This window comes from Reyranella sp., from assembly GCF_965229815.1.
GTDB lineage: Bacteria > Pseudomonadota > Alphaproteobacteria > Reyranellales > Reyranellaceae > Reyranella.
Genome location: NZ_CBDDJN010000002.1, coordinates 1,692,292 through 1,711,900 on the forward strand (window position 1 = coordinate 1,692,292; position 19,609 = coordinate 1,711,900).

A 19,609-nucleotide genomic window follows, 5' to 3' on the forward strand; every position below is an offset into this window, starting at 1 on the left:
GGCGCCGGTAGTCGCTCGGCGGAGAGGGCTGCCGGGACTACCATCTGGCCGTTAGGTTGACGCCGAAATATCGGCCGGGCTGGGCGTAGAGATCGAGTTGCTGGTTGGTCGAGGCGAGCCCGATCACATCGGCCGAGTTCCAGTACTTGGCGTTGGTGATGTTGAACGCGCCGGCGTTGATCTTGAAATGATCCTTGAAGGTGTAGCCGATCGTGGCGTCGAGGTTGAAGTAGGCCGGCGTCTGGAAGTAGTTCGGGTTGCTGACCATGTTGTGCTGCGCCGTCATCGTGCCGATGAGCTGCGCGACGAAGCCCTCGTCGGAGCCGTAGCGGAGGCGCGCCTGGGTGGCCCAGGGCGCGACCGAATCGACCGGCAGGCTGGTACGCGAGTCGGTGCCCTGCGCGAACGCCGTCCAGCCCAGCACCGACCAGTTGGGCGCGAAGCGGTATTCGCCGCGCGCCTCGACGCCCCAGATCGTGACGTTGGTCAGGTTGACGTACTGGAACTGGGTGATGGGACCGGCCTGGTTCACGACCACCGTCTCGAGGAAGTTGTTGTAGAGATTGTAGAAGCCGGTGAGCTGCCAGCTCGATCCGCTGGCGTACTTGCCGCGGAAGCCGACCTCGAAGCTGTTGGCGGTCTCGGGCTTGAGGTTGGGATTGGGCAGGATCTGGTAGAACGAGGCGGCGTTGGTGAAGCCGAAATTGGCGTTGTCGTAGGGCGGCGCGCGGAAGCCCGTCGCGTACTGGAAGTAGGCCGAGTAGATGTCGGAGAAGTGGTACAGCGCGCCGAGCTTGGGCGAGGCCGAGACGTAGGTGCTGGCGCTGGGAACGACGTTCAGGGTCGCGCCCGTCGAATTCCAGAAGTAGCGGTCGGGGTTGGGCGTGAGGCTGTAATAGTCCAGCCGCACCGCCGGCGTGATGCTGAGCCGGCCGCCGAGCGCCGTGATCTCGTCCTGGATGTAGGCGCCCGCCTGCACCGTGTCGGTGTCGGGGAAGTTCTTGTTGGGATAGGTCTCGCCGCCGACCGACTGGGTGCGCGCGCCGGTGGCGAGCGTGATCTGCCAGCGATTCCGCGGCCGGGTCGTCGTCGTGTAGGCGAAGCTCAGCCCGTAGGTGAAGACGTTGCGCAGATCGAACAGCTTGGTGTCGGTGTTCATCTGCAGCTCGGCGCCCGTGACGTTCTGCGTGTACCAGAACTGGGAGGTGCGGGCATTGGTCGGGACGACGCCGGTGGTCGTGCCGCGAAGCTGGTAAGTGTCGGCCTGGTTGTAGACCGAGTTGAAGTAGGCGAGGAAATCGACCCGGTCGATGAAGCCGATCGGCTCGTCATGCACCCACTGGGCGCTGATGCGGTAAGTGTTTATGTAGTCCTGGCCCCATTCGTCGTAGATGCGGGCGAACAGGCTGGGGAAGACGCCGACGCCGGAGAGGACCTGGGTGCTCTGCTGGCTCTGCTGGTAGCCGCCGGTGATGCGGATCGTGTCGACGTCGGTCGGCCGCAGCACGAGCTTGGCCAGGAAGTCGTTGGCGAACCAGTTGGTCGGATTGGGCTGGAGCGACGACTGGGCGGGCTGGAACTCTTGACCGTCGCGCCGCGTGTACATGCCCAGGAACTCGACGTTGCCCTGCTGCACCGCGCCGGTGAAGGTCTCGGCGAATTGCTGGTTGGCGCCGGAATAGGCGCCCTTGACCGATGCGTAGATGTTCTTGCCGCCGATCATGTAGTCGCGCGGATCCTTGGTCGTGTAGGCGACGACGCCGCCCAGCGCGTCCGAGCCGTAGAGCGCCGAAGCCGGGCCGCGGATGATCTCGACCCGCTTGATGTCCTCGAGGTCGGGCTGCTCGCGCGAGTAGGTGCCGGCGCCCTGGTTGGTGTCGGGGAAGTCCGGCATGCGCATGCCGTCGAGCATCAGCAGCACGCGGTTGCCGCCGATGCCGCGGATCAGGAAGTTCTGGTAGCCGGCGCGGAACGGGTTGTTGGCGACGGTGACCCCGGGTTCGTTGCGCACGAGATCGCGGACGTCCTGCATGTTCTCGCGGTCGATGTCCTCGGTGGTGATCACCGAGACGGTGGCCGGCACGTCGAAGAGCGGACGGCGCGTGCGCGTCGCCGCCGTGGTCACGGCGTCGAGCTGGGTCGGCACCGGCTGGCCCGGCGTGATGACGGGCGTCGTGGTGGTGCCGGGCCAGGTCGCGGCGGGCGGGGGCGGCGAGGTGTTGCCGGTGGCGTCGGGAGTGGCCGGAGTGGCGACGGGCGGCGTCTGGGCAACCGACGGCGATGCGAGGGCGGCGCCGAGCGCCGTGGTCGCCAGGAGAAGATAGAGAAGCGGCCTGCTCTGCATTGCCAAGGTCCCCCAAAGAAAGAAAAGGGTGCCTGGCTGGCAGGAGATCCTCGGGGGATCGGCTGGCTGGGCAGTTTGCCCGAGAAGGGATGGCTTCTCGGAGGTTTCGTTGCTTGTTACTTGGTGAGGATCAGCTTGTTGGAGGCGGTGATCCTCAGGCGATAGGTGTCGGCGCCGTGGCGGATGATCAGCTCGCGCCGGCCGCGCAGCAGCGCGGCGCTGTCGACCGACACGGGCGCGTCGCGGCTCTCATCGGCTCTCGCTGCGTCGGGCTGCACGGCGGACGTCGGCTGGGTCATGGCCCCGGTCGCACTTCTTTTGGGTTGAGATTGATTTGCAATCGCATAGACTTGGCGCAATGTCAACCGCCCCCAACCCTCGGTGAGCCATGCAAACGCCCGCAGAACAAGGATTTAGCGCGCTCAATCCCGATCCGAAGCCGGGTTGTGGCCGCCTGGGCTGCGCCTGCGGTCTCCCCATCGGCGACCGCTTCGTGCTGTGGGCATTGCGCCAGTGGCAGCAGGATCGCGCCCTGCCGATGGAGGGCTCGACCCTGCACCAGGGCTTCAAGGTCGCGGGCCTGCTGCCGGCGCTTGCCGACTTCGCGATCGCGATGGATGCCTTCCTGTTCGGCGCGCGGCGCGCGATCGAGATCCATCGTCCGGCCTGCTCTTCGGTGAGCCGCGACGAGGCGACCCTCGTGGCCCTGTGCGGCTTGGCGCAGGGCGACTTCGACGGGCCGCTCCAGGCTTCGCTCGACCGCCTGATGGCGCCGACCGCCTCGCGCGTGGCGGCGATCCGGCTCAAGACCTTCGCGTCGGCGCTGGCCGGGGCGGGGCTGAGGCTCGCGCCGGCCGCGGGCGACTCGGCGGGGAGGCTCAATTGAGCGCGCCCGACGGCCGCATCGCCGACCTGCAGCTTGCCATGCGGCTGATCGCCGACGCGGTGGACGAGCTGCCGGCCGAATGCCGCGAGGTGGCCGGCAACGCGCTGCTGAACGTCGCGGCCGAGGCGGTAGCGCAGGATGTCGGCTGCCGCGAGGCATCGCGAATCTTCGCGCGTCTCGCCGACCTCCTGTCCCGCGGTCTGCAGCCGCCGGTCGCCGACGCGCTCTCGCTCACCGCCTTCGACGCGTGACGGTCCGGCCTGGCCGTCGGACCCCGCTCAGACCTCGATGCGGATGCCGAGCTCGACGGTGCGGTTGGCCGGCAGGCCGAGGAAGTCGCCGGCGCTGGCGGCGAAGCGCACCAGCACGAGGAACAGCTTGCGCTGCAGGATCGGCAGCAGCGGCTTCTCGCCGCTGACCACGTTGTTGTGGCCGATGAACCACGACGTGTGCGCGGGATCGAGGGGCACGCCGTGGTCGGCGATCGGGGCGAGGTCGCGTGCGACCTGCGGCTGCTCCATGAAGCCGTAGCAGAGGAGGGCGCGGTAGATGCCGCTGCCGATCTCGTTCACCTGCAGGCGCGCCGCCGGCGCGATGAAGGGATCGCCGGCCCACTGGACCGTCAGCAGCACCACATGCTCGTGCAGCACGCCATTGTGCGTCAGGTTCTGCATCAGGCAGTTCGAGCCGTAGTCGGAGTAGGTCGTCAGGTACACCGCCGTGCCGCGCGGCCGGAACACCTTGTCCGGTTCGACGGTCTCCAGCAGCCGATCGATCGGGACGGAACGTTCCTTCTCGCGCCTGTCGACGGCCTGCCGACCGCGGTACCAGGTCGTCATGCACGCGAAAAGGGCGAGTGCGATGACCAGCGGCACCCAGCCGCCATGCGTGAATTTCAGCAGGTTGGCCGAGAACAGCGCACCGTCGACCGTCAGCAGCACCAGGAAAAGCGGTACCACCAGAACAAGCGGCCACTTCCATAGCCGTATCGCCAGGGCCAGGACCAGCACCGTGGTTATCAGCATGGTGCCGGTGACGGCGATGCCGTAGGCCGAGGCGATGTTCGATGAGGACTGGAACGCGAGGACGACGGCGATGACGCCGGCAAGCTGCAGCCAGTTCACGGCCGGCACGTAGATCTGGCCGGACTCGCTGGCCGAGGTGTGCTGGATCCGCGCCCGCGGGCTCAGCCCCAGCAGCGTCGCCTGCTGGGCCATCGAGAAGGCGCCCGAGATGGTCGCCTGCGAGGCGATCACGGTGGCCAGCGTGGCGACGACGACCAGCGGATAGAGCGCCCAGTCCGGGGCGAGACGGAAGAACGGGTTGGCGATCGCCGTCGGGTCGGCGAGCAGCAGCGCGCCCTGGCCGTAGTAGTTGGTCAGCAACGCCGGCAGCACGACGAGGGCCCAGGCCGCGCGGATCGGCCCGCGGCCGAAATGGCCGAGATCGGCATAGAGCGCCTCCGCGCCGGTCAGGGCCAGCGTCACGGCGCCCAGCGCCACGAAGGCCAGGGTCTGGTGGCGCAGCGCGAACTCGGCGGCATGCAGCGGCGACAGGGCGGCGAGGACCTGGGGGTGCTCGAGGACATGGCGGATGCCGAGCACGAACAGCAGGATGAACCACAGGAACATGATCGGCCCGAACCAGTTGCCGATGCCGCTGGTGCCGAAGCGCTGGATGGCGAACAGGGCCGTCAGGACGCCGACCGCGATCGGCAGCACCACCGGCGAGAAGTCGGGTGTGGCGACGTTCAGCCCCTCGACCGCGCTCAGCACGGAGATCGCGGGCGTGAGCAGGCAGTCGCCGTAGAACAGCGCGGCGCCGGCGATGGCGAGGACGACATAGACGCGCCGGCGCCGTCGCGGCGCGCCGGAAACAAGCGCCATCAGCGCCAACACGCCGCCCTCGCCGTGATTGTCGGCGCGCATGACGACGCCGACATACTTGACGGTGACGACGATGATCAGCGCCCAGGTGATCATCGACAGGATGCCGAGCACGTTGTCCGGCGTCGGCTGAAGGCCGGTATAGTCGCTGAAGCAGGTCTGCACCGTGTAGAGCGGGCTGGTGCCGATGTCGCCGAACACGACGCCGAGCGCGGCGAGGGTGAGGCCGGCGGACCGCCGCTTGCTGGCCGGCCGTGTCGCCGCCGTCATGCTCATCGTGCCAAAGCTCCCCCTGACCCCGTCGAATTCTGCTGAACCGGCTCTTAGAGGGTCAATGTGAAAGTTCCTATGCCATTCATATGCGCCGCCGCGGGCGCTCCCCTCGAATTCCTACGCCGCCCGCGCCTTCTATGGCCGCGAAGGAGTTTCGCATGCTCGACCTCGTGTTCCTGGGGGGCGGCGGCGCGCTGCTCTGCGCGCTGATCGCCTACGCCCATCTCGCCGACCGTCTGTGAGCCGGCCATGACCCTCGACTATCTCCTGGGCGGCGCGCTCGCCCTCTTCCTGCTCGCCTATCTCGTGGTCGCCCTGGCGCGGCCCGAGAAGTTCTGAGGCGGCGGCCATGACCCTGAACGGCTGGGCGCAGATCGCCCTCTTCTTGCTCATCGTTCTGGCGCTGACGCGCCCGGCGGGGGGCTATCTCGACACCGTCCTGTCCGGCCGGCGCTCGTTCCTGTCGCCGGTGCTGCGGCCGGTCGAGACCGGCTTCTACCGCCTGGCCGGCATCGATCCCGACGCCGACCAGTCGTGGCTGGCCTATGGCCGCGACATGCTGGTGTTCCACGTCGCCGGCTACGCGCTGCTCTACCTGCTGCTCCGCCTGCAGGACCTGCTGCCGCTCAATCCGCAGGATCTGGCGGGGCTGCCGCCCGATCTCGCCGGCAACACCGCCATGAGCTTCATCACCAACACCAACTGGCAGGCCTATGGCGGCGAATCCACCATGAGCTACCTGTCGCAGATGGCCGGCCTGGCGGTGCAGAACTTCCTGAGCGCCGCCACCGGCATCGCGCTGGCGGTCGCCCTGGTGCGCGGCTTCGCGCGCGCCGGCGCCAAGGGCATCGGCAACTTCTGGGCCGACCTGGTGCGAATCACGCTCTACGTGCTGCTGCCGGCCTGCGTCGTGCTGACCCTGTTCTACGTCTGGCAGGGCGTGCCGCAGACTCTCTCGGCCTATGTCGATGCCACGACGCTGGAGGGCGCCAAGCAGACCATCGCCCAGGGACCCGTGGCCTCGCAGCTCTCGATCAAGATGCTGGGCACCAACGGCGGCGGCTTCTTCAACGCCAACTCGGCGCACCCCTACGAGAACCCGACGGCGCTGTCGAACCTCGTGCAGATGGTGACGATCTTCGCCCTCGGCGCGGCGCTCACCAACCTCTTCGGCCGTGCCGTCGGCGACGAGCGCCAGGGTTGGGCGATTCTCGCCGCCATGGGCGCGCTGTTCCTGGCGGGCGTTGCCGTCGCCTACTGGGCGGAGGCCGGGGGCAACCCGCTGATGGCGGCGCTGGGGGTCGACAACAGCGCGGGCAACATGGAGGGCAAGGAGGTGCGCTTCGGCGCCCCTCTGTCGGCGCTGTTCGCCGTCATCACTACGGCGGCATCCTGCGGCGCGGTCAATTCGATGCATGACAGCTTCATGCCGCTGGGCGGGATGATCCCGCTGCTCAACATCCTGCTGGGCGAGATCATCGTGGGCGGCGTCGGTGCCGGCCTCTATGGGATGCTGCTGTTCGCCGTGCTGGCGATCTTCCTGGCCGGGCTGATGGTCGGCCGCACGCCGGAGTACGTCGGCAAGAAGATCGAGGCGCGCGAGGTGAAGTTCACCATGCTGGCCATCCTGGCACCGCCGCTGGCGATCCTGGGCTTCGCCGCGGTGGCGACGGTCGCGCCCGCGGGGCTCGCGGGGCCGCTCAACGCCGGCCCGCACGGCTTCAGCGAGATCCTCTACGGCTACACGTCGGCCGCCGGCAACAACGGCAGCGCCTTCGCCGGCCTGTCGGCCAACACGCTCTTCTACAACGCCACGCTGGCGATCGGCATGCTGATCGGCCGGTTTGCGATGATCGTCCCGATGCTGGCGGTTGCCGGCTCATTGGCCGCCAAGCCCAAGGCGGCAGCCTCGGTCGGCACCTTCCCCACGCACGGGGGGCTGTTCGTCGGCCTGCTGGTGGGCGCCATCCTGATCGTGGGCGGACTCACCTTCCTGCCGGCGCTCGCGCTGGGCCCCATCGCCGAGCACTACGCGCTGCTCGCCGGCACGCTGTTCTGAGAGGCGTTGTCATGAGCAAGAAAGACAAGTCGCCGTCGCTGTTCGACGCGGCCATCCTGAAACCCGCCATCGGGGCGAGCTTCGCCAAGCTCGACCCGCGAGAGCTGGTTAGGAACCCCGTAATGTTCACGGTCGAGATGGTGGCGCTGGTGGCCACGATCATCCTGGCGCGCGACATCGCGGCCGGCGCACCGCACATCGGCTTCGAGATCCAGATCGTCGCCTGGCTGTGGGTCACGGTGCTGTTCGCTACTTTCGCCGAGGCGGTGGCCGAGGGCCGCGGCAAGGCCCAGGCCGACACGCTGCGCCGCATGCGCACCGAGACGCGCGCCAAGCTGCTGCTGGGCGTCGACGATCTGTTCGAGCTGGTGCGCGCCGACGGACTGAAGGTCGGCGACCGCGTGCTGGTCGAGGCCGGCGACCTGGTGCCGGGTGACGGCGAGATCGTCGAGGGCATGGCCACGATCGACGAATCGGCCATCACCGGAGAATCCGCGCCGGTGATCCGCGAGGCCGGCGGCGACCGCTCGGCCGTCACCGGCGGCACGCGCGTCCTGTCCGACCTCATCAAGGTGCGCATCACCGCCGAGCAGGGCTCGAGCTTCCTCGACCGCATGATCGCCCTGGTGGAGGGCGCGGCGCGGGCCAAGACGCCCAACGAGCTCGCCTTGTCGGTGCTGCTCGCCGCCTTCACGCTGATCTTCGTGCTGGCGGTCGTCACCATCCCCGGCTTCGCCGCCTATGCCGGGGGCAGCGTATCGGTCGTCGTGCTGATCGCGCTGTTCGTGACCCTCATCCCGACGACGATCGGCGCACTCCTGTCGGCGATCGGCATCGCCGGGATGAACCGGCTGGTGCGCTTCAACGTGCTGTCCCTGTCGGGCCGCGCCGTCGAGGCGGCGGGCGACGTCGACACGCTGCTGCTCGACAAGACCGGCACGATCACGCTGGGCAACCGCCACGCCACCGAGTTCCTGCCGGTGGCGGGCGTGAGCGAGCAGGAGCTGGCGCGCGCGGCCCATCTCGCGAGCCTCGCCGACGAGACGCCGGAGGGCCGCTCGATCGTCGTGCTGGCGAAGGAGCGGCATGGCCTCCGCGGCGTCGATGTCGGTGAGCGCAACGCCAGCTTCGTGCCGTTCACCGCCCAGACCCGCATGAGCGGCGTCGACATCGACGGGGCGACGATCCGCAAGGGCGCGGTCGACGCGGTCCTGGAGCACGCCCGCAGCCGCGGCGTCGTCGTGCCGGTCGAGGAGGTGGAGCGCATCGCCGGCCGCATCGGCCGCGAGGGCGGCACGCCGCTCGCCGTGTCGGCCGACGGCCGGATCCTGGGCGTCGTCTACCTCAAGGATATCGTCAAGGGCGGCATCCGCGAGCGCTTCACCGAGTTGCGGGCCATGGGCATCCGCACCGTCATGATCACCGGCGACAATCCGCTGACCGCGGCCGCGATCGCCGCCGAGGCGGGGGTCGACGATTTCCTGGCGCAGGCGACGCCCGAGGCCAAGCTCCGGCTGATCCGCGAGGAGCAGGCCCAGGGCAAGCTGGTGGCGATGTGCGGCGACGGCACCAACGACGCGCCGGCCCTGGCCCAGGCCGATGTCGGCGTGGCGATGCAGACCGGCACCTCGGCGGCACGCGAGGCCGGCAACATGGTCGACCTCGACAGCGACCCGACCAAGCTCATCGAGATCGTGGCGATCGGCAAGCAGCTCCTGATGACGCGCGGCGCGCTCACCACCTTCTCGATCGCCAACGACGTCGCCAAGTACTTCGCCATCATCCCGGCGATGTTCATCGCCTTCTATCCGCAGCTCGACGCGCTCAACTTCATGCAGCTCGCCACGCCCCAGTCGGCCATCCTCTCGGCCATCATCTTCAACGCGCTGATCATCGTCGCCCTGATCCCGCTGGCCCTCCGCGGCGTGCAGTACAGGCCGAGCGGCGCGGCGGCGCTGCTGCGGCGCAACCTGCTGATCTACGGCGTTGGCGGCCTGATCGTGCCGTTCGTCGGCATCAAGCTGATCGATGTCCTGGTCGCCGCCGCCGGGCTCGCCTGAATCCCCGGCTTGAAGGAGTAAGTCATGCTTCGATCCATCCGCGCCTCGATCGTCATCCTGCTGCTGATGACCGTGCTCACGGGGCTCGCCTACCCGCTGGCCATGACGGGCCTGGCCGCCACTCTGTTCCCGGCCCAGGCCGCCGGCTCGCTGATCGTGCACGACGGCAAGATCGTCGGCTCCAGCCTGATCGGCCAGAACTTCACCGAGGACCGGTATTTCCAGGGCCGGCCGTCGGCGACGGGCAGCACGCCCTACGACGCCGCGGCCTCCTCGGGCTCCAACCTCGGCCCGACCTCCAAGGCGCTGATCGAGCGCGTGAAGGAGGATGTCGGCAGGCTCGGCAAGGGCGTGCCGGTCGACCTGGTGACGACCTCGGGCAGCGGACTCGACCCGCACATCTCGCCTGACTCTGCGGCCTGGCAGGTCGCCCGCGTGGCCAGGGCTCGCAATCTGCCGGAGGCCGAGGTGCAGCGTCTGGTGGCGCAGCATACCGAAGGGCGGGTACTGGGCGTGCTGGGGGAGAGGCGGGTCAACGTCCTGGCGCTCAACCTGGCGCTCGACGCCCTGCCCCGGCAGTGACAATGATCGCGGTGCATGGCCAGTCACGGTGAGGAGAGCCGTCCTTCGCCCGACGCTCTCCTGAAGGCGGCGGAGAAGGAGACTCGCGGCAAGCTCAAGATCTTCCTCGGCGCCGCGCCCGGCGTGGGCAAGACCTACGAGATGCTGTCGGAGGCACGCCGCCGGCAGAAGGAGGGGGTGGACGTCGTGGTCGGCGTCGTCGAGACGCACGGCCGCGCCGAGACCGAGGCGCAGCTCGCCGGACTCGAGGTCGTCGCCCGCCGTCCGGTCGAGTACAAGGGCCGGGTGCTGCAGGAGATGGATCTCGACGCCATCCTGAAGCGCCGGCCGGCGCTGGTCCTGGTCGACGAGCTCGCCCATACCAACGCGCCGGGCAGCCGCCATCCCAAGCGCTACATCGACGTCGAGGAGCTGCTGGCGGCCGGCATCGACGTCTATTCCACCATGAACGTGCAGCACGTCGAGAGCCTGAACGACGTGGTGGCGCGCATCACCCGCATCCGCGTGCGCGAGACGGTGCCCGACCGCATCGTCGATGCGGCGGACGAGGTCGAGCTCGTCGACCTCACGCCGGCCGATCTGATGGCGCGCCTGCGCGAGGGAAAGGTCTATGTGCGCGAGCAGGCGCAGCGCGCGCTGCGGCACTACTTCTCGCCCGGCAACCTGACGGCGCTGCGCGAGCTTGCGCTGCGGCGCACCGCCGAACGCGTCGACGGGCAGATGCTGAGCTACATGCGCGAACACGCCATCACCGGCCCGTGGGCGGCCGGCGAACGCGTCATCGTCTGCATCGATCCCAGCCCCGCCGCCGCCAACGCCGTGCGCGCCGCCCGGCGCACCGCCGTCGGCCTCGATGCCGAGCTCATCGCGCTCTATGTCGAGACCGACCGCCATACCTCCCTGAGCGAGGCCGAGCGCGGCCATCTTGCCGAGACCATGCGGCTGGCGACCGAGCTGGGGGCCGAGGTCGTCACCCTGCCCGGCCGCTCGGTGGTCGAGGAGATCCTGGCCTTCGCCCGCTCGCGCAATGCCACGCGCGTGGTGGTCGGCAAGTCGCGGCGCTCGCGCTGGTTCGAGATGCGTCACGGCTCGGTGGTCGACGACCTGGTGCGCAGCGGCTCCGGCCTTGCCATCGAGGTGGCGCCGTCGGGCGAAGAGCAGCCGCCCGGCGGTCCCACCGACTGGCTGCGCGACGTGCCGCTGACGCCCGGACCCTACCTCGAGGGCATCCTGACGACGACGGCCGCGACCGCGCTCGGCAAGCTGATCGACGCCTGGATCGTGCTGCCCAACATCTCCCTGGTCTACGTGCTGCCGGTGCTGGTGGCGGCGGCGCGGCACGGGCTGGTGCCGTCGCTCTGGGTGTCGGCGCTGAGCGTGCTCGCCTACAACTTCTGCTTCCTGCCGCCGCTCTACGAGTTCACCATCCACGATCCCGCCAACGTGGTCGCGCTGCTGCTGTTCATGCTGGTCGCGATCATGGCCAGCACGCTGGCCGCCGGCACGCGCTCGCGGACGGTGGCGGCGCGGCGCGAGGCCCGCATCACGGCCGATCTCTATGCCTTCAGCCGCAAGATCGCCGGCGTCGTCGACCTCTACGACCTGCTGTGGATCGTGGTGACCCACCTGGCGCGGCTCCTCAACGCCGACGTGGTGATCCTGATGCCGGATGGGAGCGAGGGGCCGGCGCGCGGCAAGCTCGACGTGCGCGCCGCCTTCCCGCCGGACGACGCGCTGAACGATGCCGAGCTGGCGGCAGCGCGCTGGTCGTGGGATGCCGACCGTCCCACCGGCCGCGGCACCGACACGCTGCCGGGCGGGCGCTGGCTGTTCGTGCCCATCCGCACCAGCCGCGCCGCGATCGCCGTCGTCGGCGTGCTGGCGAAGAACGACGGCGGCGGCCTCGGCGAGCGCGACCGGCGCCTGCTCGACGCGGTGGGCGACCAGGCTGCCGTGGCCATCGAGCGCGTCATCCTCGCCGAGGACATCGAACAGGCGCGGCTGGGCGAGGAGCGGGAGAAGCTGCGCTCGGCGATGCTGACCTCGGTGAGCCACGACCTGCGCACGCCGCTCGCCTCGATCATCGGCTCGCTCTCGAGCCTGCAGAGCTACGGCGACCGCTACGACGATGCGACGCGGCGCGATCTCCTGGGCACCGCCCTGAGCGAGGCGCGGCGGCTCGACCGCTTCGTCGGAAACCTGCTCGACATGACCCGCCTCGATGCCGGTGCCATCGTGCCGCGGCGCGAGCCGGTGGATGCCGGCGACCTGGTCTCGACCGTGCTGCGCCGCGCCCGGCCCCTCCTGGAGGAGCATGTGGTCGAGACCTCGGTGGAACCGGGATTGCCGTCGCTTTCGCTCGATTTCGTGCTGGCCGAGCAGGCGCTCTTCAACCTTCTGGACAATGCCGCCAAGTACGCGCCCTCGGGCGGCCGCATCGAGGTCGCGGCGCGCCGCGTCGACGGTCGTGTCGAGATCGCGGTGCGCGACGAAGGGCCCGGCATTCCGGCCGAGGCATTGCCGCACCTGTTCGACAAGTTCTATCGTGCCGACGATGGCGATCGCCGCCGTGCCGGCACCGGCCTGGGGCTCGCGATCGCCAGGGGCTTCGTGGAGGCGCAGGGTGGCACCATCACGGCCCGCAACCGGACCGACCGCACGGGGGCGGAATTCATCGTGAGCTTCCCGGCATGACGACCGACGACGCCACCATCCTGATCGTGGACGACGAGCCGCCGATCCGCCGCCTGCTGCGGGCGACCCTCGGCGCGCACGACTATCGTACCGTGGAGGCCGCCACCGGCGCGGAGGCGCTGTCGGCGCTGCGCCATCACCGCCCCGACCTGGTGCTGCTCGATCTCGGCCTGCCGGACATCGACGGCCAGGAACTGATCGGCCGCATCCGCGCGATCTCGCCCGTGCCGATCGTCGTGCTGTCGAGCCGCGGCGAGGAGGCGGCGAAGGTGGCGGCGCTCGACGCAGGGGCCGACGACTATGTCACCAAGCCGTTCGGCGCCGAGGAGCTGATGGCGCGCCTGCGCGCGGCGCTGCGCCACCGCCTGCAGCAGCAGGGCGCCGAGCGGACCTTCGCGAGCGGCGATCTCGGCATCGACCTGGTGCGCCGGATCGTGAAGCGCGACGGGGAGGACATCAGGCTCTCGCCCAAGGAGTACGACATCCTGGAACAGCTCGCGATCCACGCCGGCAAGGTGCTGACCCATCGCCACCTGCTGCGCGAGGTGTGGCGCGACGAATCGGTCGATCCCCAATACCTGCGGGTCTATGTCCGCCAGCTCCGCCAGAAGGTCGAGGCCGATCCCGCGACGCCGCGCCATGTCCTGACCGAGCCCGGCGTGGGCTACCGGCTGGTCTGACCCTGTTTCCCGCTTGACCCTTGATGCTCTACGCTCCCGCCTCCACCAGGAGGGAACGATGGCCGAGAGCGAGAACTACAAGAAGGGCACCGAGATCCGCAGCAAGCTGATGGGCGCCAAGTACGCCGACCAGATGAACAAGTCGGTCTACAGCGATCCCATCATGCAGAAGTTCGGCGACTATGCCCGCGAGGCGGTGTTCGGCATGCTGTGGAGCCGGCCGGGCCTCGACCTCAAGACCCGCGCCCTGATCTGCGTCGTCTCGGACACCGCCCAGGCGCGCTGGCCCGAGCTCAAGATCCATCTGCGCATGGCGCGCAACCAGGGCTGGACCGAGGACGAGCTGTCGGAGGCGCTGCTGCATCTCGGCGGCTATATCGGCCTGCCGTCGGTGCGCGAGGGCCTGCTGACGGCCAAGGAGCTGTTCGAGGAGATGCGTCACGAAGCGTGACGCGGCAATCGGGGGAGCAAGGATGCTGATGACAACGAGCGATCTGCCGCTTAGGCGGATCGCCCGCGGCAAGGTTCGCGATGTGTACGAGGTCGACGACCAGCGGCTGCTGCTGGTCGCGACCGACCGGGTGAGCGCCTACGACGTGGTGATGGCCGAGCCCATCCCGATGAAGGGCGCCGTGCTGACCCAGGTCAGCGCCTGGTGGTTCCGCCGTCTCGAGGGCGTGGTGAAGCACCACATGATCGCCGCCGACGCCGCGGCGATCGTGGCCGCCGTCCCGGCGCTCGCCGGACACGAGGCGGCGATCGCCGGTCGCGCCATGCTGTGCCGGCGCACCACCGTCTTCCCCGTCGAATGCGTGATCCGCGGCTACCTGTCGGGCTCGGCCTGGCGGGAGTACGCCAAGGCGGGAACGCTGGCCGGCGAGCCATTGCCGGCGGGCCTGCAGGAGAGCAGCCGGCTCGACCCGCCGATCTTCAGCCCGGCGACCAAGGCGGAGACCGGCCACGACGAGAACATCACCGTGGGCCGCATGGCGGAGGTGCTGGGCCGCGACGTCACCGCCGAGCTCGAGCGGCTGAGCCGGCAGGTCTACACGACCGGCCGCGACGCGGCGCTCGGGCAGGGCATCATCATCGCCGACACCAAGTTCGAGTTCGGCCGCACCGCCTCGGGCGAGATCCTGCTGATCGACGAGGTCATGACGCCGGACAGTTCGCGGTTCTGGCCGCTCGACGGCTACGCGCCCGGCAAGCCGCAGCCCAGCTTCGACAAGCAGCCGCTGCGCGACTGGCTCGACGTCGAGCGGCACGCCGGCCGCTGGAACGGCGACGCGCCGCCGCCGGCGCTGCCGCAGGCGGTGGTCGACGCGACCAGCCGGCGCTACCTCGAAGCCTACCGGCGCCTCACCGGCGAGGCGCTGGCGATCGTGTAGCGTCGCGCCTCAGTTCCGGCTGGGCAGGGTGAAACGGGCGTCGCGCAGCTTCTTCTCCAGCACCGGGATGCCGGCTGCGGTGTTGCCCTTCTGGCACTCGTCCATCGCGACCGAGGCCGACACATCGGGGAAGTTGCGGCCCTGCGCGGTATTGCCGAGGTAGCGGCGGTAGAGGCTGGAGAGCTCGGCGCAGTAGGCGGCGTCGCTTTTCTGCGCCGCCGCCGGCATCGAACCGAGAACCAGGGCGGCCAGCGTGCAGCCCAGTGGAAGGCGTTTCATCGGGCTCTCGTAAGAGCAAGCCGGCGCGCCGGCAAGGCGGCACCCGGTCCGGCGGACCGGGTGCCGGAATCCATTGTCACGGCCGCGCGGTTCCGGCGAGCGTGCCGCGGCGCCCCGCAAACCGCTCGCGCAGCCACAGGCCGGCGACCGCCAGCGGCAGCCATCCCAGCCAGCGCACGGCCTCCAGCAGATAGCCGCCGGTATCGGTTGCCAGCAGGTAGTCGAGCGGCCGGCTCCACAGGCTGGCAGCGACCTCGAAGGCCAGCAGCCAGATCAGGATCGCCGGCAGCAGCACGACCAGGGGCCGGAACCTCGCGGGCAGGCGGGCCGACCACCAGGGCGAGAGCGAGAGCGAGAAGACCAGCACCGCGATCAGCGGCCGGAGCGCGGCATGGTCCTTCAGCCAGGGTGCGACCAGGGGCTCGCGCACGATCATCGTGTAGCCGGTCCAGGCCAGCACCGCGCCGCCCAGCAGGATGACCGAGGGATAGCGGTCGACCAGGCGGATCACGAGCTGGCTGCCCCAGACGATGATCGGAACGCTGATCGCGAGGCCGAGCAGGATCAGCAGGATGCTGCCGCTGGCCGCGCCGCCGATCGCCAGGACGTTGTCGATGCCCATCACCGCATCGGCGATCACGATCGTGCGCAGGGCGCCGGCAAAGGTGGTGGCCGGGGCCTTGACGAGCGAGTCGGCGTCGCCGTGCTCCTCGGGCATGAGCAGCTTGCGGGCGATCCAGATGAGGGCGAGGCCGCCCGCCAGCATGAAGCCCGGCACGTCGAGGATGTAGACGACGAGGATGGCCATGAGGGCGCGCACGGCGATGGCGCCGAACGTGCCCCAGAGGATGACCTTCCGCTGGGTGTGTTTGGGCAGGTTGCGGGCCACCAGGCCGATGACCAGCGCATTGTCGCCCGCCAGGACGAGGTCGATCAGGACGATGGCGAGCAGGGCCGACAGGAAGGCGGCCGAAAAGAAATCGGTTTCCATGAGATCTCCGAAGGCAAAGGACGCGGGAAGGCGGTCTTTTGTCCGGAGCTAGATCGGCACCTTGTCGATGGCGCGCGGCGGGACGGCCCGCAGGCGGCGCAGGAAGGGCAGGGCGAAGATGCGCAGGAGCGTGAGCGCCACGGCCAGCACGGCGCCCGCGAACAGGAACTGCAGCAGGTGCCAGTGGTGCAGCGCCAGCAGGGAGAATTCGCCCACGCCGTCGAGGGCGGCGAACTCGAGCCCGGCTTCGCCCAGGGAGAGCGGGTCCACGGCCTCGCCGAACGAGGCCAGGACCATGCAGGCCACCACCGACATCACGAACAGCGCGCCGCCGCCGGACACGGTCCGGACGGCGTTGCGGCCGCGAGGCGAGCGGTGGACGAGCAGCATCCCGCCTATGTCGGGCGATCGGCCGGGCCTTTCAAGCGAAAACGGACGGGTTGGCCTGTCCGGCGCTCAGAGGCCGACCCGGCGCAGCCGCAGCGCGTTGCCGACCACGCTCACCGAGGACAGCGCCATGGCGGCCGCACCCACGATCGGCGACAGGAGAATGCCGAAGAAGGGGTAGAGCAGGCCGGCCGCGATCGGCACGCCGGCGGCGTTGTAGCAGAAGGCGAAGAACAGGTTCTGCCGGATGTTGCGCATCGTCGCCTGCGACAGCCGCCGCGCCCGCACGATCCCGGTAAGGTCGCCCTTGAGCAGGGTGACGCCGGCGCTCTCGATCGCCACGTCGGTGCCGGTTCCCATGGCGATGCCGACATCGGCCGCCGCCAGGGCCGGCGCGTCGTTCACGCCGTCGCCGGCCATGGCGACGACGCGTCCCTCGGCCCGCAGCTTCTCGACCACGGCGCTCTTCTGGTCGGGCAGGACCTCGGCCTCGACCTCGGTGATGCCGAGGCGCCGCGCCACGGCCTCGGCGGTCGTGCGGTTGTCGCCGGTCAGCATGACCACGCGCACCTTCTCGGCGGCCAGTGAGCGGAGCGCCGCCTCGGTCGTGGCCTTCACCGGATCGGCGATGGCGAGGACCGCCGCCGCCTGGCCGTCGATGCCGAGGAAGACCGCCGTCGCGCCCTCGCGGCGCTGGGTTTCGGCGTCGGCTTCGAGCGCCTCGACGGCGATGCCGTGCTCGCCGAGGAAGCGGCCGTTGCCCAGCACCAGCCTGCGGCCCTCGACCGTGCCCAGGACGCCCTTGCCGGTCGGCGAATCGAAGTCGGCGGCCTCCGCCGTCGCGAGCTTGCGTTCGCGGGCGGCGGCGACGATCGCCTGGGCCAGCGGATGCTCGCTGGCGGCCTCGAGGCTGGCCGCGAGGCGCAGCGCTTCCGGCTCGTCGACCCCCGGGGCGGTGGCGATCGACACGAGCCGGGGCCTGCCCTCGGTCAGGGTGCCGGTCTTGTCGACGACCAGCGTGTCGACGCGCTCCATCCGTTCCAGCGCCTCGGCGTTCTTGATCAGCACGCCTTCCTGGGCGCCGCGGCCGACTCCGACCATGATCGACATCGGCGTGGCCAGCCCGAGCGCGCAGGGGCAGGCGATGATCAGCACGGTAACGGCGGCCACCAGCCCGTAGGCCAGCCGCGGCTGCGGCCCGAACAGGGCCCAGGCCGCGAAGGCGACCAGCGCCACGGCGATCACCGCGGGCACGAACCAGCCGGCGACCTGGTCGGCCAGGCGCTGGATGGGCGCGCGCGAGCGCTGCGCTGCCGCCACCATCTGGACGATGCGGGACAGCATCGTGTCGCGGCCGACCTTGTCGGCGCGGATCACCAGCGCGCCGGTTGTGTTCAGCGTGCCGCCGATCACCGCCGCGCCGCGCTCCTTGGTGACCGGCATGGATTCGCCGGTGACCATCGATTCGTCCAGCGCCGAGCGGCCGTCGACCACCTCGCCGTCGACCGGCACCTTCTCGCCGGGCCGCACCCGCAGGCGGTCGCCGACTGCGATCGCGTCGAGCGCCACCTCCTCCTCGCCGCCGTCGGACTTGAGGCGCCGGGCCGTCTTGGGCGCGAGGTCGAGCAGGGCGCGGATGGCGCCCGACGTCTGCTCGCGGGCGCGCAGCTCCAGCACCTGCCCGACCAGCACCAGCACCGTGATCACCGCCGCCGCCTCGAAGTAGGCCGCCACCGTGCCGTCGGGGCCTCGGAAGGCTGCCGGGAACAGGTCGGGAAGGGCGACGGCCACCACGCTGTAGAGCCAGGCGACGCCGGTGCCCATGGCGATCAGCGTGAACATGTTGAGATGTCGCGTCCGCAGCGACTGCCAGCCGCGCACGAAGAAGGGCCAGCCGGCCCACAGGACGACCGGCGTCGCCAGCGCGAACTGGATCCAGTTCGAGACCGCCGGCGGGACCAGCGTGTGCAATCCGGCGAGATGGCCGCCCATCTCCAGCACCACCACCGGCACCGAAAGCACCAGCCCGATCCACAGGCGGCGTCGCATGTCGTCGAGCTCGGGATTCGGCTGGGCCTCCGCCGTCACCAGCTCGGGCTCGAGCGCCATGCCGCAGATCGGGCAGCTCCCCGGCCCGACCTGGCGGATCTCCGGATGCATGGGGCAGGTGAAGATCGTGCCCGGCGGCGCTTCCTCGGCCGGCGCGGCGGCGGACTTCAGGTAGCGGTCGGGCTCGGCAGTGAACTTCCCGAGGCAGCGGGCGCTGCAGAAGTAATAGGGACGGCCCTCGTGCTCGGTCGTGTGGCGGGCGCCGTCGATCTTCACCGACATGCCGCACACCGGGTCGGTGGCGGTCGCCGCCGCGTCGGCGGCGGACCCGTGGTGATGATGCCGGTGATCGTGGGCGGCATGCCCGGAGCAGCAGTCGTGAGCCATGCTTGCCACATATACCCTACGGGGGTATAGTTCAAGCCATGGACGAGAAGGTCAAGAAATCGCAGATGGCGCGCCTCGGCCGCATCGAGGGCCAGGTGCGCGGCGTCGCTCGCATGATCGAGGAGGAGCGGTACTGCATCGACGTGCTGACGCAGATCCGTGCCGTGCGCGCCGCTCTCGACAAGGTCGAGCAGGAGGTGCTGGGCAACCATCTGCAGCACTGCGTCGCCCATGCCCTCCACGCCGGCTCCGAGCGCGAGCGCCAGACCAAGATCGACGAGCTGCTCGAAGTGCTCGACAGTCGCCGCCGCTGACATGGGCCGCCTCCGTCTCCTCGTCTGGCTCGTTGCCCTGGTGGCGCTGATGGCGCCGCCCGGCTTGGCCGTGCACGCGCTGGCCGCACCGGAGGGCGAGGCGGTCGAAGGCTGCCCGGATCACGCGCCGCCGCCCGATCCCTGCCCGGAGGGCGCCGACAAGCACGCCAGCGGCACCTGCTGTCCCCTGATGGCCGGCGCGCTCGCCCTGATGGCGCCGTCGGCCGGCCTCGACGCGCCGCCGGCCGCCGATGCGCCCGAGGCGCCGCCGGCCGCCAGCCTGACCAGCCGTATGTCCGCCAAGGATCCACCGCCTCCCCGGGTCTGAACCGCGATCGTCGGTTCACTCT

19 protein-coding genes are annotated in these 19,609 nt (G+C 70.0%); 12 read left to right on the top strand and 7 right to left on the bottom strand.

The window, feature by feature from the left end; genetic code table 11:
- Positions 1 to 37 precede the first annotated feature (37 nt).
- Positions 38 to 2,344, bottom strand: coding sequence for a TonB-dependent hemoglobin/transferrin/lactoferrin family receptor (locus ACO073_RS08565; RefSeq protein ID WP_421996764.1), 2,307 nt, complete (start codon positions 2,342 to 2,344; stop codon positions 38 to 40).
- Between the two features lie 116 nt (positions 2,345 to 2,460).
- A complete protein-coding gene (gene hemP / locus ACO073_RS08570; protein WP_421996766.1) occupies positions 2,461 to 2,643 on the bottom strand; it encodes a hemin uptake protein HemP in 183 nt (60 codons plus the stop codon).
- Positions 2,644 to 2,732: 89 nt separating this feature from the next.
- On the opposite strand from hemP, the gene ACO073_RS08575 reads away from it, so the two are divergent.
- A complete protein-coding gene (locus ACO073_RS08575; RefSeq protein ID WP_421996767.1) occupies positions 2,733 to 3,230 on the top strand; it encodes a hypothetical protein in 498 nt (165 codons plus the stop codon).
- A complete protein-coding gene (locus tag ACO073_RS08580; RefSeq protein ID WP_421996768.1) occupies positions 3,227 to 3,481 on the top strand; it encodes a hypothetical protein in 255 nt (84 codons plus the stop codon). The genes ACO073_RS08575 and ACO073_RS08580 overlap by 4 nt, the downstream gene beginning before the upstream one ends.
- 27 nt (positions 3,482 to 3,508) lie before the next feature.
- Here ACO073_RS08580 and ACO073_RS08585 read toward each other — a convergent pair whose 3' ends face one another.
- The gene (locus tag ACO073_RS08585) at positions 3,509 to 5,386 is read right to left on the bottom strand and encodes a potassium transporter Kup (protein ID WP_421997415.1); all 1,878 of its coding nucleotides are present in this window, start codon (positions 5,384 to 5,386) and stop codon (positions 3,509 to 3,511) included.
- Positions 5,387 to 5,638: 252 nt separating this feature from the next.
- Between ACO073_RS08585 and kdpF the strand changes: the two genes are divergently transcribed.
- The 8 genes from kdpF to ACO073_RS08625 are packed head-to-tail and all read left to right on the top strand — an operon-like array spanning position 5,639 to position 14,852.
- The gene (gene kdpF, locus ACO073_RS08590; RefSeq protein WP_421996769.1) at positions 5,639 to 5,728 is read left to right on the top strand and encodes a K(+)-transporting ATPase subunit F; all 90 of its coding nucleotides are present in this window, start codon (positions 5,639 to 5,641) and stop codon (positions 5,726 to 5,728) included.
- Positions 5,729 to 5,738: 10 nt separating this feature from the next.
- Positions 5,739 to 7,448 carry a potassium-transporting ATPase subunit KdpA gene (gene kdpA / locus ACO073_RS08595; RefSeq protein ID WP_421996770.1) on the top strand — a complete coding sequence of 570 codons (1,710 nt, stop codon included), beginning with the start codon at positions 5,739 to 5,741 and terminating at the stop codon, positions 7,446 to 7,448.
- A gap of 11 nt (positions 7,449 to 7,459) precedes the next feature.
- A complete protein-coding gene (gene kdpB / locus ACO073_RS08600; protein WP_421996771.1) occupies positions 7,460 to 9,508 on the top strand; it encodes a potassium-transporting ATPase subunit KdpB in 2,049 nt (682 codons plus the stop codon).
- Between the two features lie 24 nt (positions 9,509 to 9,532).
- Positions 9,533 to 10,090: a potassium-transporting ATPase subunit KdpC gene (gene kdpC / locus ACO073_RS08605; RefSeq protein WP_421996772.1), complete on the top strand. Its 558-nt coding sequence runs from the start codon at positions 9,533 to 9,535 to the stop codon at positions 10,088 to 10,090.
- A 15-nt stretch (positions 10,091 to 10,105) separates the two neighbouring features.
- The gene (locus ACO073_RS08610) at positions 10,106 to 12,784 is read left to right on the top strand and encodes an ATP-binding protein (protein WP_421996773.1); all 2,679 of its coding nucleotides are present in this window, start codon (positions 10,106 to 10,108) and stop codon (positions 12,782 to 12,784) included.
- Positions 12,781 to 13,464: a response regulator gene (locus tag ACO073_RS08615; RefSeq protein ID WP_421996774.1), complete on the top strand. Its 684-nt coding sequence runs from the start codon at positions 12,781 to 12,783 to the stop codon at positions 13,462 to 13,464. The genes ACO073_RS08610 and ACO073_RS08615 overlap by 4 nt, the downstream gene beginning before the upstream one ends.
- Before the next feature lie 58 nt (positions 13,465 to 13,522).
- Positions 13,523 to 13,915: a carboxymuconolactone decarboxylase family protein gene (locus tag ACO073_RS08620; RefSeq protein WP_421996775.1), complete on the top strand. Its 393-nt coding sequence runs from the start codon at positions 13,523 to 13,525 to the stop codon at positions 13,913 to 13,915.
- Positions 13,916 to 13,943: 28 nt separating this feature from the next.
- A complete protein-coding gene (locus ACO073_RS08625) occupies positions 13,944 to 14,852 on the top strand; it encodes a phosphoribosylaminoimidazolesuccinocarboxamide synthase (protein ID WP_421996776.1) in 909 nt (302 codons plus the stop codon).
- A gap of 9 nt (positions 14,853 to 14,861) precedes the next feature.
- On the opposite strand, the gene ACO073_RS08630 is transcribed toward ACO073_RS08625, so the two are convergent.
- The 4 genes from ACO073_RS08630 to ACO073_RS08645 all read right to left on the bottom strand — a co-directional run bounded on the left by ACO073_RS08630 (position 14,862) and on the right by ACO073_RS08645 (position 18,945).
- Entirely contained in the window at positions 14,862 to 15,131 is a 270-nt protein-coding gene (locus tag ACO073_RS08630; RefSeq protein WP_421996777.1) for a hypothetical protein, read from the bottom strand.
- Positions 15,132 to 15,207: 76 nt separating this feature from the next.
- Entirely contained in the window at positions 15,208 to 16,122 is a 915-nt protein-coding gene (locus ACO073_RS08635) for a TerC family protein (protein WP_421996778.1), read from the bottom strand.
- 48 nt (positions 16,123 to 16,170) lie between these two features.
- Positions 16,171 to 16,512: a hypothetical protein gene (locus ACO073_RS08640; RefSeq protein WP_421996779.1), complete on the bottom strand. Its 342-nt coding sequence runs from the start codon at positions 16,510 to 16,512 to the stop codon at positions 16,171 to 16,173.
- 66 nt (positions 16,513 to 16,578) lie between these two features.
- Complete coding sequence (locus tag ACO073_RS08645; RefSeq protein ID WP_421996780.1) at positions 16,579 to 18,945, bottom strand: heavy metal translocating P-type ATPase; 2,367 nt, start codon at positions 18,943 to 18,945, stop codon at positions 16,579 to 16,581.
- Positions 18,946 to 18,983: 38 nt separating this feature from the next.
- Between ACO073_RS08645 and ACO073_RS08650 the strand changes: the two genes are divergently transcribed.
- The gene (locus tag ACO073_RS08650; RefSeq protein ID WP_421996781.1) at positions 18,984 to 19,259 is read left to right on the top strand and encodes a metal-sensitive transcriptional regulator; all 276 of its coding nucleotides are present in this window, start codon (positions 18,984 to 18,986) and stop codon (positions 19,257 to 19,259) included.
- A gap of 1 nt (position 19,260) precedes the next feature.
- Positions 19,261 to 19,587, top strand: a complete 327-nt coding sequence (locus ACO073_RS08655) for a hypothetical protein (protein WP_421996783.1) — start codon at positions 19,261 to 19,263, stop codon at positions 19,585 to 19,587.
- The last annotated feature ends 22 nt before the right edge of the window (positions 19,588 to 19,609 follow it).